The following is a 13316-nucleotide window of genomic DNA, read 5'->3' on the forward strand; positions in this document are numbered from 1 at the left end:
AGGTAGTCCTTAAAAATCGATGTTGATTCCTTCTGGCCATAGAGGGTGTCTTCCTTCATTCTGCAGTTTCTTTTCTGCTAATCTTTTTACTTTGGGATGGATGGTGAAGACAATTCGATTGATCGAGTTTAAAAGGTCTGAATAGTTTTTATTAAAATGCTGCTCACTGAGGTGGTGAACTTTTGAATCAATGATCGATTCTCGATAACTCAGTAAACACCAGATATCCTCAACACTTTCAATGATGACCTGATTTTCACAATTGAAGCAATTATGAATGTCAGAACAAGCCAGGTGGTCAACGTTAAAGTCTTTCGGGCTGAAGTGATTCCTCCTTCGATATTTGTCAGCCTGACTGGAATAGACATTTTTACAGCCTGTTCCTATAATCGTTTTTTCGCCGTGCTTATCTGCATATTTTGCAAGGAACTCCTCGTACGGAAGAACTTCTACCCCCAACTCTTTTTTTGCAAATTCTTTTGCAGCATTAATATCTGAACATCGAGCTGCGCCTTCAATTGTGTGAGTTGCAGCAAGCAATTGTTTTTGGTTCTCAACCTGATTGCCAGAAGAATAGTGCTTTGATAACGTGTATGGGGTGTTGCCTAAGAGCAATGCTGTTTCAGTTGCATTTCCCGTTTTTGCTAAATAGCGGTAACTTCCACTGGCACGAAATTTCGAAGCCATTGGCCGTAGTGGCTCACCATCATCAGATTTTAGATCAAACGTCTCATACAGCCATTTAGAGAAGGTTTGTATATGTCCTTGTTCCAAAGGTGCAATATGGCCTCTTTTGGTTTGCCAGAGCAAGTGAGGATCCGAAGAAATAAGGCTACTAAGTTGCAATAGCTGCTCAAAAAATCCAAGTGCTATTTTGGGAACATGAAATGTACCGTTATCCCCAATCGATATAGATACATACTTATTTGCTCTAGGCTTTAAAACACTTTGCTCAAACCACTTACCACCTTCAAATATTTTTTCTTTCGGCTTTGTCATGTTGAGGAGGACGGTTGTATTGCCCCAAGTGTAATAGGACAACATGAAGTAGGCGGCACTAAAGCATTTTGTTATTGGTGAGGCGATTCCATGTGTATGGTTGTTGTAGGTAAAGGTCGCAGTTCTTTTATTGGTTGAGGCATTCAAATGTATGCTTGGGTTCGTCATGATTTGTTTGTATATCTGTCTGAAAAATGAGTTGATAATTTTGATTAAGGAAGACAGCTCTCGATCTGAATAACCTTGAGTAGGATTAGGTTCAGAGCGAAATAATCCATAAGGAGAGAACCATTCTGAGCTTGGGTTACCAAGCATTTCCAAGCATTTTTTTGAACAAGAAATCATTTTCCGCGCAGAATTGACGTTCATTGAAGATATACGAACTTGCTCTATTAAGTGTCTCTCCCATGATTCAACTGCGGCAGAGCTTTCCGGATTAAGTCTTTTCGTATCACAAAAGCGAACGTATTTCGCAAAATCTCTTAGGTAGCTTTGTTTTGTCAGATCAGAGTATTCGTTTGTCTCAGTAAATATTCTGTACCATCTCAGAACATCAGCATCTCGATGTGCAGATTCTGCTCGCTGTAAGTCTCTTTTAAAAGCAACTCCTTTGTAGAAAAAACGAGTGAAGTCATAAGTGAACGTTTGTTTGATTCCTGTGCGAAGTTTGATTGTTAGCTTAGGAGGCGTGTAAGTCATAACATTGCTTCCTCCAATATTTGGTCAAGCATTACAATTGCATTTTGATTTGCTTTTTCTTTTCTTAAATATCGAAGGTATTTCCATGTGGTTTTATCATCTTTGTGCCCCATCCATCCCATAATTAAAGCTAAAGCATCACCAACTGGAAGGTGATCCAACAATGAATCCAAGCGATAGGTACCATAAGTAGCCCTTAAATCGTGAGTCCGATGACTAAAAACAATATTATGTTTATTTTGAATATGATGTCTTAATCGACGAAAATGTTGTTGGATGTTATTGCTGCAAAGAGGGTTTCCAAGATTATTCAGAAGTAGTGTTTTATTTACACCATCTGTTTTCTTTTCTCGCTTTAGTCGACGTTCACTAACCGAGTAATCATACATTTTTCGCATTAGCTGGTTGGGTATTTCGACTTTACGTGTTTTGTTGAATTTTGTGTGTACACCATTGTGAATACCAATTTCTACTTCATATCTATGAATATGAGGGTTAGGCATCTCAACAATAGAAAATGGAAATGTACAAGCTTCTTCAACGCGCAATCCAGACTGTATTTGGAGTAATTGATGAATGATAAATTCGTCGGAACATTCTCTAAGGCAGTCAGCGAAAAAAAGTAGTTCTTGTTGAGATAATGGATTGAGTTTTTGTTGTTCGTTTCTTGCTGGTTTTCTGATTCTGAGGTCAGTTGAACGTACTGCAAACCTAGGGTTGTTGTGGCTCATCATCCCAGAGTTAGCTATATGGACTATCTGATAATTAAATGGTTTGTTCTCTTCAGTGAAGGTTATGAATCTCTCATGAGCTGCCCATTCATAGAATTTGATAACATGAAGAATGTACATAGACGCTGTAGAAAAGGCAATCTCACCACATCTGGCCGCTTTTAACAGATCATCATTTCGGAATCGATAGGTCGGTTTTAAGTAGTCGTTCGCAGGGAAGTTGTCCCAGGAATAATTATTCGATTCTAAGAACTGCCAATATCTCTTAAGGGCACGAACACTTGCTGTTATATCGGCTGCTTTTCGAATGTTCACTAAATAATTGAGCCAAAGGTTTACTGGTAGTAGATATTCGTGGTCTTTGGAGTAAAAGGTAGGAAACCCAGTTAGATGAATAGATGTTGATTTACTTGAAGGCGGATAGATTCGGGGAACGTCAAAATTGTTCGAATTTACGACAGTAACCATACCAGCCTCCAATGTATTTGATATACATAGAGGCTAGTATGTTTTCCAGAGTTTACAAATCTACAGGGTGGATTTTCCAGACACCGATCTACATGGTAACGAATTCTTCACTGCCGGTCGGGTGTATGGCAACCACTGAATCGAAATCAGCTTTAGTTGCACCCATTTTCATAGCTACACCAAAACCTTGAATCATTTCATCAACGGCAAAGCCAATGCCGTGTAGTCCAACAACAGTCTCTTCTTCACCAGCACATACCAGCTTCATTTTACATGGCTGACGGTGCGAGGTCACAGCGGTGTACATAGCGGTAAAGCCAGAAGTATATACTTTCACATTGTCTTTGCCGTATTGCGCTTGTGCTTCTTCAGTCGTTAGACCGATAGTGCCGATAGGTGGATGGCTGAAGACAACGGTAGGGACCAGCTTGTAGTCCATTTTTGCGTTGGTTTTACCATTGAATAGACGTTCTGAAAGTTGACGACCTGCTTTAACTGCGACAGGTGTCAGTTCGATACCACCTTCCATGATATCGCCCACGCAGTAAATGCCAGGTACGTTGGTTGCTTGGAACTCATCCACTTTAATGTAGCCTTGCGCATTGGTTTCAACACCAGTTGATGCAAGGTTGATAGCATCCGTTGCTGGATGGCGACCAATTGCCCAAATCAGCGTATCGACATTTTGGCTTTGACCATTTTCAAGGTGCAGAGTCAGGCTACCATCGGCTTCTTTTACCACTTCTTTTGGCACTGAATGAGTGTGTAGTGCTGGGCCTTCTGCCGCCATTACTTCGGTGAGTGTTTCGATGATCATCGGATCAAAGCTGCGTAGTGGGGACTCTTTACGTACATAAAGGTGCGTTTCTGTACCAAGCGCATTCAGTACGCCAGCAATTTCTACTGCTATGTAACCTGCACCAACCACAGCAACGCGTTTTGGTTGTTCTGCTAGGTCAAAGAAACCATTTGAATCAATGCCATGCTCCGCACCTGGAATGTTTGGAATCGATGGGCGGCCACCGACAGCAATCAAGATATGATCTGCAGTGTAATGTTGACCATTAACTTCAACGGTTTTCGCATCAACAAATTTAGCAAATCCACGAATGACTTCGACTTTATTGTTGCCTAACACGCGGTCATAAGATTGGTGAATGCGGCCAATATAAGCTTGGCGGCTTTCAACTAATTTGCTCCAGTTGAAGCCTTTTACATCGACATCAAAGCCGTAATCAGCGGCGTATAAATTCATCGCTTCCGCAACTTGAGCACCATGCCACATCACTTTCTTTGGTACACAACCTACGTTGACACAAGTACCGCCAAGGTCTTTGGCTTCAATTAGTGCGACTTTGGCGCCATACATTGCAGCACGGTTGGCCGATGCGATACCGCCAGAACCACCACCGATACAGATATAATCAAAATGCGTTGCCATTACTTTCTCCGTTATTCTTTTAGAATTATTGTTTGATACATTGGGTCAGTTTATTCAGGTACAACCCATTCAACTTTAAAATGACCGGTTGCTGGCGCAATTGCTTGCTTAAGGAAAGGTAAAATTTCCTGCATCTGGCTTTCTAATTTCCATGGCGGGTTGATGACTATCATGCCAGAGGCCGTCATGCCACGCTCGTTGGTGTCGGGTGAAACGCCTAATTCAATTTGTAAGATTTTACGAATGCCGAGGCTTTCTAACCCTTCTAGCATGTCGTCGATGGTGTCGCGGTTAACAACTGGGTACCAAATCGCGTACACACCCGTCGCCCAGCGCTTATAACTTTTTGCAATCGCTTTAACCACATCACGGTACTCTGATGCTAATTCGTAAGGTGGGTCTATCAACACTAAGCCTCGGCGCTCTTTCGGTGGCAAACTGCCCACGAGGCGTTGAAAGCCATCTTCTTTATAGATTGAAACCTGACGATCACGATGAAACTCTTGCTCAAGCAAAGGGTAGTCGCTTGGGTGTAATTCAGTCAGTACCATGCGATCGTTTACGCGTAAATGCGCTCGCGCTACACGCGGAGATCCTGGGTAATAACGTAGCTCATCACCCTCATTCAGTGCTTTAACAGCATCAAGATAGCTTTGAATATCTTGTGGAATGTTGTTGTGCGCCCATACTCGAGCGATACCTTGTTTGTATTCGCCGGTTTTTTCTGACCATTCGTGGGTTAAATCGTAGCGACCTACACCAGAGTGAGTATCATGGTAGACAAACGGTTTGTCTTTTTGCTGCAAAGCATTGAGGATAAGGCTTTGCACGATATGCTTTAACACATCAGCGTGGTTGCCAGCGTGAAAGCTGTGACGATAACTTAGCAAAATAGGCTCTCAAAACACTCAACGTTGAGTGTGTTTAGTGGTTCAGATTTATTGACTGATTATATACCCAAACAACTTGAAGTGGCAGGTAGGCGGCAAGTGAGTTCATCCCCATGAGCATAGATAAACTATGTGATTGGGGTGAGCGAATGTAGCCAACACCGCTGCAAGCTTCAAGTAGGAAGGGTATACGTCACTATTGAAAATTGCTGAACTTACCTATATTTACTATTTTGTACCAATGAAAACAAAGAAGATGATAACCCCAATTCAGGCGGTTATCGTTTTTAAGCCAAAAGGAATGTTCTATGTCTAATCCACTTCTTACCTTTACGGATCTGCCTCCGTTTTCTGCCATTAAGCCGGAGCACGTAAAGCCAGCGGTTGAGAAAGCGATCAACGATTGTCGAGCAAAAATAGATCAACTGCTTGACGGCAATACTCACCCAACATGGGATAACCTCGTCGCACCAATTGAAGAAGTGGATGATTACTTAAGTCGAATTTGGTCGCCTGTTAGTCATCTCAACTCGGTGATGAACAGCGATGAATTGCGTGATGCTTACGAAAGTTGCTTGCCACTTTTATCTGAATACGGCACATGGGTAGGGCAGCACAAAGGGTTGTTTGAAGCGTATAAGAGCATTAAAGCCAGTGACGAATTTTCTTCGCTTTCTCAAGCGCAGAAAAAGACCATTAGCGATGCGCTGCGTGATTTTGAACTATCAGGTATTGGTTTGCCACTGGTCGAGCAAAAACGCTATGGCGAAATCAGCAAACGTCAGTCTGAATTAGGGTCTAAGTTTTCCAACAACGTACTTGATGCCACCATGGGTTGGACTAAACACGTCACTGACGTCAACGAGTTAGCGGGCATGCCAGAATCTGCCTTAGCAGCGGCGCAGGCGGCGGCTGAAGCGAAAGATCTAGAAGGCTACCTATTAACGCTTGATATCCCATCTTATCTGCCCGTGATGACCTATTGCGACAACCAAGCGCTACGTAAAGAAATTTACCAAGCCTATGTGACACGTGCATCAGACCGTGGGCCAAATGCAGGCAAGTGGGACAACAGTGAACTGATCGCTGAGAAGCTAAAGCTGCGTCATGAAATTGCCCGTATGCTCGGTTTTAGCACCTATAGTGAAAAATCGTTAGCCACTAAAATGGCGGAAACACCAGCGCAAGTGCTGGGCTTTTTGAATGACCTTGCCAGCAAAGTAAAACCACAAGGCGAGCGTGAAGTCGAAGAGCTGCGTCAGTTTGCGCACAGTGAATTTGGCGTGAGTGAGCTTGAGCTGTGGGATATCGCTTACTACAGCGAAAAACAGAAACAGCATTTGTTCCAAATTTCAGACGAAGAACTGCGCCCTTATTTTCCTGAATCGAAAGTGGTGAGTGGTCTATTTGAAGTGCTGAACCGAGTATTTGGCATGACGGTCAAAGAGCGTGAAGGTGTTGATACCTGGCACAAATCGGTGCGTTTTTTCGATATTTTTGATGCTGAAGGTGCGTTGCGTGGCAGTTTCTATCTCGACCTGTATGCGCGTGAACACAAACGTGGCGGTGCATGGATGGACGACTGTCGTGGCCGCCGTATTACCTTAAATGGTGAGCTTCAAACGCCAGTCGCTTACCTAACGTGTAACTTTAATCGCCCAGTTGGTGATAAACCGGCACTCTTTACTCATGATGAAGTGGTGACGTTATTCCACGAGTTTGGCCACGGCATCCACCACATGTTAACGCAAGTGACGGTTGGCGCTGTATCGGGGATTAATGGTGTGCCTTGGGATGCGGTCGAGCTACCAAGTCAGTTCCTAGAAAACTGGTGTTGGGAAGAAGAGGCGCTGGCGTTTATTTCCGGTCACTACGAAACGGGTGAACCGCTACCCAAAGAGATGCTCGATAAAATGCTAGCGGCGAAAAACTTCCAGTCGGCGATGTTTATTTTGCGTCAGCTTGAATTTGGATTGTTCGACTTCACGTTGCACACCGAGTACGACCCGGAAGTAGGACCACGGATTTTGGAAACGTTAGCGCAAGTGAAAGCAAAAGTGGCGGTGTTACCAAGCCTAGAATGGAATCGTTTCTCGCACAGCTTTAGCCATATTTTTGCTGGTGGTTACAGTGCTGGTTACTACAGCTATTTGTGGGCAGAAGTGTTGTCGGCTGACGCATTCTCTCGTTTTGAAGAGGAAGGTATCTTCAATAAAGAGACGGGTAATAGCTTTCTAAAGAATATCTTGGAGATGGGCGGTAGTGAAGAGCCAATGGAGCTATTCAAACGCTTCCGTGGTCGTGAACCGCAAATCGATGCTTTATTGCGTCATGCTGGTATTGCCGCTTAATTAAGCCTAAGTCCGTTGATGGTATGGATGCAGAGTACTGCTATCCATACCATTCATCTTTTATCTACTTTGAGACCTGCTGTCTTAACACTCTATCTAAAGAAATTGGCCCTGCGCCCCATACCACCACAAGCAATAGCATCAGTCCCCATAATTGGTGGTCATAAAAACCTTGTTCCCATAACACGGGGTACGAAATCACTGCCACAATGTTGAAAATGAACAACGCCAGCGCCATCGGTCTGCTCAACAAACCTAATGCCACGAATATGGGTAATGTCAGCTCTGCGGCCGTTCCCAAATAGGCGGCCAGTTCCCAAGGTAGAATCGGTACTTGGTACTCCAATTCGAACAGATACAAGGTGCTGTCCCACGAGGCAATTTTCACCAAGCCTGAATTGAAAAAAGCCCATGCGACCCACAGCCGACAAAACAACAACAGTAAGGGAACGATAGTGTGTTGAATATTTTCAACGCTGTAGTCATAGCGTGTTAGCCAAGTTTTTAATGTCATGTTCATGAGTTTTCCTTTGTGCCAGACAGTGTGAAACCAGCGATAAGATTCAAAGCCAATAGCGTATTGAGATGAGCAAGCAAAGGTGCTTCAATCAAGCCGAGTGGCTGATTTTGTTGCACAAGTAACAGCAACTGATAAGCGCCTAGATCCAGGGTTTGGCACCAGGGTGAGCTATCCTCATTACAAGCGATAACACCGCGTTGTTGACGATGAACATCCAGCCCTGAAAATTGTTCAGTTTGAATGGCCCTTTGCAGCGCAAAAAGGGCGTAAGGGGAATCAAAGGCAATAACGTCTGCCTTGACATGCAAGATGATCTGGCCGTGTTTTTCTTCCTCTATAGCGGCCAGTTGCGTTAAAGGCTGGCAAGTGTGGGCAGGGGCATTTGCGTAATATTGTTGTACGAGATCATTCGCCCATTCAAAACGCGCGACTTCGCTGGCGTAAGGCGCAGCCTCAATGACGGCAGGAAACTGATTAACGGTTTGATCAAACCCTTGACCATAGTGAGTGACACTTCCTTCCAGCAGAGGGTGAGTCAGTACATGCTGGCGAGTCAAACCGGCAAAGCACTCTTCTCCCACTAAGGCTTCCAGAATTGGATAGGTAGCCTGAAGCACCTCACTTAAACTGATGACGAAATTATTGCGATACACCTGCATCCGTTGTTCGGCAGAAAAATGGTCGCTAACAATATGGCAGTCATTTGCGCTGGCTTGGTAGCGCAATGCTTGCGCAAATTGTGTTTGTATATCGGCAAGAGAAGGGTTCATGAGGCTCTCCTTGTCGCGCTGAGTTCGGTGGTGAGCATTCTCTCGCTTGCTTTACTCGCTTCGGCTAACAGCACTTGCGGTTGTGGAATATCGAGATCCCATTCAATAAGGGTATGACAAGTACCGTGTTGTGCTATCCACGACTCAAACAGTTGCCATACTTCAGCGCTCACTGGTTGGCTATGGGTATCTATCCACAGCTCGCCCTGTTCGAGGTGTTTGATGGTAAAACCCGCCAAATGAATTTCATCGACAGCTTGCGCTGGAATGTTAGCCAGATACGTTTCGCTGCTAAAACCGTGATTGAAGGCGGAGACATGTACATTATTGAGGTCGAGCAATAAGCGGCAATCGGTGCGTTGATGCACTTCACTTAAAAAATCCCACTCGCTGATGGTTGAGTGTTGGAATTTCAAATAGCTCGACGGGTTTTCAATCAACAATGGACGACCAAGATATTCTTGAACCTCTAGCACATTGCGGCAAAACACTTGTAGGGCTTCTTCGGTGTAGGGAAGCGGTAGCAAATCATTGAAGTAATGGCCGCCATTTTGGCTCCAACTTAAATGATCTGAAATAAAAATAGGCTCGATTTCACGCACCAATGCATTTAACTGCTGCAAATGTTTGCGGCTTACTCGTTCTACCGAACCGAGAGATAAACCAATACCGTGGCAGCTAATAGGGTAGCGCTGAGCTAAGTTTTGCAGTTGTTGGCGAGCACTTGAATGTGGTTGGAAATAATTTTCACTGTGGATCTCAAGCCAGCCAGTTAGATTGGGTTGTTCAGTGAAAAAATCGAGATGTGGATGTCGTAAACCAACGCCGACTTTACGGTGTTGTTCTGTGTGAGATTGTGCTGGTGGGCATTGCGTAGTGTGCTGTTGTGTGTTGGTCACAATTCACTCTCCAAAACGGATGTGCTGTAAATCTGAAAGGTTGTTAACCCTAAAAAGAAGGTGCGCTGGTTGAGCCGCAGCACACCTCTTATAAAGCTGAGGTTTAACCTTCAGTCATGCCGCCAGCCAGTTTGCCACACAGGCCTTTTGGTAGCACAACAAACGCGTCTTTTTGGTGATCTTCTTTTGCTGTACCAGCGCAAGAGCTTGTTTTAGTTGCGCAATCATTTTTGCCTGCTTTAGCCACGCCATAGCATTTTTCTTTCTCAGCAGCGAAAGCAGGAGCCGCTGTTAACATTGTGCCACCTAGAGCAAGTAGACCAGTAACCGCAGCAGTAACAGCAAGATTAGATTTTTTCATAATAATTTCCTCGAGACTTTGTCCATGTAGTTGAGTTCGCAAGTTAATAATTTGTTAACGTTCAACTTGCTTACTAGAAAAGATGGAAAAAACACGCAAAAACTTTCACCCCCTGAATGAAAAATCCTAAATGCATTCTCAATTTTTATTGAAGTGGCTGATTTTTAAGTGATTAAATTTTGATAAATATGGAAATAAAATCATGAAGTGACGGTTTATCCATAACAATAAATTGCGATAGAAACGAGCATCTTTACGCCATTTGAGGTTATAATCATCGCAATTATGTATAAATAACCAGTAGCTTAGTCATGATGGATCCCTCTCTTTTACTCGATGGTTTGAACGATAAACAGCGTGAAGCTGTTGCTGCACCTTTAGAAAACCTATTAGTACTTGCCGGTGCGGGGAGTGGTAAAACACGCGTATTGGTGCACCGCATTGCGTGGTTGATGTCGGTTGAACAAGCTTCACCGTTTTCTATCATGTCGGTGACCTTTACCAATAAAGCTGCCGCAGAAATGCGCGGTCGAATTGAAGAGTTAATGATGGGCAGTGCATCTGGCATGTGGAACGGGACATTCCACGGTATTTGTCACCGCATTCTGCGTGCACATTATCTTGATGCTAAGTTGCCAGAAGATTTCCAAATTCTAGATTCAGAAGATCAACAGCGTTTGCTACGACGTTTGATTAAAGCGCAGAACCTCGACGAGAAGCAGTGGCCGGCACGACAAGTTTGCTGGTGGATTAACGGCAAGAAAGATGAGGGGTTACGTCCACAGCATATCGACGCGTATCGCGATCCGGTTACGCAAACCTACTTGCAACTGTATACCGCGTATCAAGACGCGTGTGACCGCGCTGGGTTAGTCGATTTTGCCGAAATATTACTGCGCACGCATGAACTGCTACGCGATAAAAAGCACATTCGCGAGCATTATCAGGCTCGCTTCAAACATATTTTGGTGGATGAGTTTCAAGACACCAACAACATCCAATACGCTTGGTTACGCATGATGGCTGGTCGTGATTGCCACGTGATGATTGTTGGGGATGACGACCAATCTATCTATGGTTGGCGTGGTGCTAAAATTGAGAATATCGAGAAGTTCACGCTAGAATTCCCAAGTGTGAATACGATTCGTCTGGAACAAAACTACCGTTCGACCAAAACCATTTTGGATGCATCTAATGCGCTGATCGCCAACAACACCGAGCGTATGGGTAAAGAATTGTGGACTGACGGCATTGAAGGCGAACCTATTTCCGTTTATTCAGCATATAACGACCTTGATGAAGCACGTTTTACGGTCAATAAAATCAAAGAGTGGCAAGATAAAGGCGGCTCACTTAACGATTGTGCAATGTTGTATCGCAATAACGCCCAATCACGTGTGCTTGAAGAAGCATTAATTCAAGCGGGTTTACCGTATCGAATTTATGGCGGTATGCGCTTCTTCGAACGCCAGGAAATCAAAGACGCGCTAAGTTACCTACGTTTGATGGCAAACCGCAATGATGACTCCGCTTTTGAACGTGTGGTGAATACACCGACGCGTGGTTTGGGTGATAAAACGCTAGAAACTATTCGTTTTGCAGCGCGCGATCGCGGCTGCACCATGTGGGATGCAAGCTTAGTTCTACTTGATGAGAAAGTTCTGACTGGCCGCGCAGCCGGTGCGTTGAGCCGCTTTATTGAGCTAGTGAATGCGCTAGAAGATGATAGCGCAGAGATGCCATTGCATACCCAGACCGACCATGTGATCAAAACATCGGGCTTATACACCATGTATGAGCAAGAGAAAGGCGAAAAATCAAAGGCGCGCATTGAGAACTTAGAAGAACTCGTGACCGCTACACGTCAGTTTGAAAAGCCAGAAGAAGCGGATGAAATGAGCATGCTGACGGCATTTTTGACGCATGCGGCACTTGAAGCCGGTGATGGCCAAGCCGACGAGTTTGATGATGCGGTACAATTAATGACCCTGCACAGTGCCAAAGGGTTGGAATTCCCATTGGTATTTATGGTTGGGGTTGAGGAGGGCATGTTCCCTAGCCAAATGTCGGCCGAAGAAGCTGGGCGTTTGGAAGAAGAGCGTCGCCTTTGCTACGTTGGCATGACGCGGGCCATGCAAAAGTTGTACATCACTTATGCTGAAATTCGCCGTTTGTATGGGCAAGATAAGTACCATAAGCCCTCGCGTTTTATTCGTGAACTGCCAGAAGCTTGCTTAGATGAAGTACGCATGAAAGCGCAAGTCAGCCGGCCAACCAGTGCCGGACGCTTTAGTCAAAGCGTGGTTAAAGAGACTTTTAACGAAACTGGCTTTAGTTTAGGTGCACGCGTCAAACACCCGATTTTTGGTGAAGGTACCATTATCAACTTTGAAGGTAGTGGTCCACAAAGTCGTGTTCAAGTGGCTTTTAACGGCGAAGGGATTAAGTGGCTAGTCACGGCGTACGCTAAACTAGAAAAACTGTAGTTTCTGTAAGCGATTTTTCAAAATGTTTGAGCTTTAGACGAGGCAGCAATCGAGCGAGACCCCTGAGCATAGGGAACCTATGTGATGGGGCGAGTGAGAGCAGACAACGAAGTATAAAGTTTCAACATGAAGAAAAATGAATAAAGAAAAACCCCGAGGGCTTACGCCCTGCGGGGTTATAGTCTTACTCGCAGCAATCCAGCTACAAAAGTGCTCCATGCATCAAATCCATGATAGTGTGCTGTATTCCGTCAGCTTATTCCTTACGTCGCCTTCCTAGCGGTGTCCTTTTTTGACCTTCCTGGTCTGCCAACAATCCACGTTAGCGTTCATCACTTGTTCCCTGAGCGGTGTCCTTTACATCATCCTGATGTTCAGTCCTTGCCTCATCCAGAGGTGTCCATTGTCTTTCCTTAGTAGCAACCATCCTAGTTACTATTGCGTCCATTCAATGTCCAATTCGCTTTCCATGCCGACCATTCATCCCGAGTAGTCGTCTCTTCATCCTGAAGATGACCAAATCCTTGGTGCTTTCCTGTTCCGTGTCAGAATCCTTCCGACGGGGTTCATATTAGGGGTTTGAAGTCCAACGGTACAGAAAACAACGCTAAGGGGGTTAACTGTCTGTTTTTGCTTGATTAAATATCATCTTCATCGTTGCTTTCAGAAACATCAGTAAGTGGTCGTAGTTCTCCTCTCAA

At 44.5% G+C, this 13316-nt stretch carries 10 protein-coding genes; 2 read left to right on the forward strand and 8 right to left on the reverse strand.

Annotation, left to right across the window (positions count from 1 at the left end):
• Nucleotides 1-9 precede the first annotated feature (9 nt).
• The 4 genes from HGG78_RS10155 to HGG78_RS10170 form a co-directional block, all read right to left on the reverse strand.
• Complete coding sequence (locus tag HGG78_RS10155) at nt 10-1698, reverse strand: hypothetical protein (protein WP_094133976.1); 1689 nt, start codon at nt 1696-1698, stop codon at nt 10-12.
• A complete protein-coding gene (locus HGG78_RS10160; RefSeq protein WP_161441890.1) occupies nt 1695-2897 on the reverse strand; it encodes a site-specific integrase in 1203 nt (400 codons plus the stop codon). Before HGG78_RS10160 ends, HGG78_RS10155 begins: the two co-directional genes overlap by 4 nt.
• 88 nt (nt 2898-2985) lie before the next feature.
• Nucleotides 2986-4338, reverse strand: a complete 1353-nt coding sequence (gene gorA / locus HGG78_RS10165) for a glutathione-disulfide reductase (RefSeq protein WP_172532811.1) — start codon at nt 4336-4338, stop codon at nt 2986-2988.
• A gap of 50 nt (nt 4339-4388) precedes the next feature.
• A complete protein-coding gene (locus HGG78_RS10170; RefSeq protein WP_172532812.1) occupies nt 4389-5228 on the reverse strand; it encodes a 23S rRNA (adenine(2030)-N(6))-methyltransferase RlmJ in 840 nt (279 codons plus the stop codon).
• Between the two features lie 308 nt (nt 5229-5536).
• Here HGG78_RS10170 and prlC point away from each other — a divergent pair, with 308 nt between their 5' ends.
• Nucleotides 5537-7579 carry an oligopeptidase A gene (gene prlC / locus HGG78_RS10175; RefSeq protein ID WP_172532813.1) on the forward strand — a complete coding sequence of 681 codons (2043 nt, stop codon included), beginning with the start codon at nt 5537-5539 and terminating at the stop codon, nt 7577-7579.
• Between the two features lie 64 nt (nt 7580-7643).
• Here the strand turns inward: prlC and HGG78_RS10180 are convergent, their stop codons facing one another.
• From HGG78_RS10180 to HGG78_RS10195, 4 genes are all read right to left on the reverse strand, one after another.
• The gene (locus HGG78_RS10180) at nt 7644-8093 is read right to left on the reverse strand and encodes a DoxX family protein (protein ID WP_422108883.1); all 450 of its coding nucleotides are present in this window, start codon (nt 8091-8093) and stop codon (nt 7644-7646) included.
• A 2-nt stretch (nt 8094-8095) separates the two neighbouring features.
• Nucleotides 8096-8869, reverse strand: coding sequence for an HvfC/BufC N-terminal domain-containing protein (locus HGG78_RS10185; RefSeq protein ID WP_172532815.1), 774 nt, complete (start codon nt 8867-8869; stop codon nt 8096-8098).
• A complete protein-coding gene (gene bufB / locus HGG78_RS10190) occupies nt 8866-9768 on the reverse strand; it encodes an MNIO family bufferin maturase (protein ID WP_172532816.1) in 903 nt (300 codons plus the stop codon). Before bufB ends, HGG78_RS10185 begins: the two co-directional genes overlap by 4 nt.
• A 103-nt stretch (nt 9769-9871) precedes the next feature.
• On the reverse strand, nt 9872-10129 hold the full coding sequence (locus tag HGG78_RS10195) for a BufA1 family periplasmic bufferin-type metallophore (protein WP_053309737.1): 258 nt from the start codon (nt 10127-10129) through the stop codon (nt 9872-9874).
• A gap of 311 nt (nt 10130-10440) precedes the next feature.
• Between HGG78_RS10195 and uvrD the strand changes: the two genes are divergently transcribed.
• A complete protein-coding gene (uvrD, locus tag HGG78_RS10200) occupies nt 10441-12615 on the forward strand; it encodes a DNA helicase II (RefSeq protein WP_172532817.1) in 2175 nt (724 codons plus the stop codon).
• Nucleotides 12616-13316: the final 701 nt, after the last annotated feature.

The organism is Vibrio aestuarianus (genome assembly GCF_012395185.1).
Taxonomy (GTDB): Bacteria; Pseudomonadota; Gammaproteobacteria; order Enterobacterales; family Vibrionaceae; genus Vibrio; species Vibrio aestuarianus.

Coding starts and splice junctions, on each gene's coding strand:
- HGG78_RS10155 (WP_094133976.1), bottom strand. CDS start 1,698: ATGACTTACACGCCTCCTAAGCTAACAATCAAACTTCGCACAGGAATC.
- HGG78_RS10160 (WP_161441890.1), bottom strand. CDS start 2,897: ATGGTTACTGTCGTAAATTCGAACAATTTTGACGTTCCCCGAATCTAT.
- gorA (WP_172532811.1), bottom strand. CDS start 4,338: ATGGCAACGCATTTTGATTATATCTGTATCGGTGGTGGTTCTGGCGGT.
- prlC (WP_172532813.1), top strand. CDS start 5,537: ATGTCTAATCCACTTCTTACCTTTACGGATCTGCCTCCGTTTTCTGCC.
- HGG78_RS10180 (WP_422108883.1), bottom strand. CDS start 8,093: ATGACATTAAAAACTTGGCTAACACGCTATGACTACAGCGTTGAAAAT.
- HGG78_RS10185 (WP_172532815.1), bottom strand. CDS start 8,869: ATGAACCCTTCTCTTGCCGATATACAAACACAATTTGCGCAAGCATTG.
- HGG78_RS10195 (WP_053309737.1), bottom strand. CDS start 10,129: ATGAAAAAATCTAATCTTGCTGTTACTGCTGCGGTTACTGGTCTACTT.
- uvrD (WP_172532817.1), top strand. CDS start 10,441: ATGATGGATCCCTCTCTTTTACTCGATGGTTTGAACGATAAACAGCGT.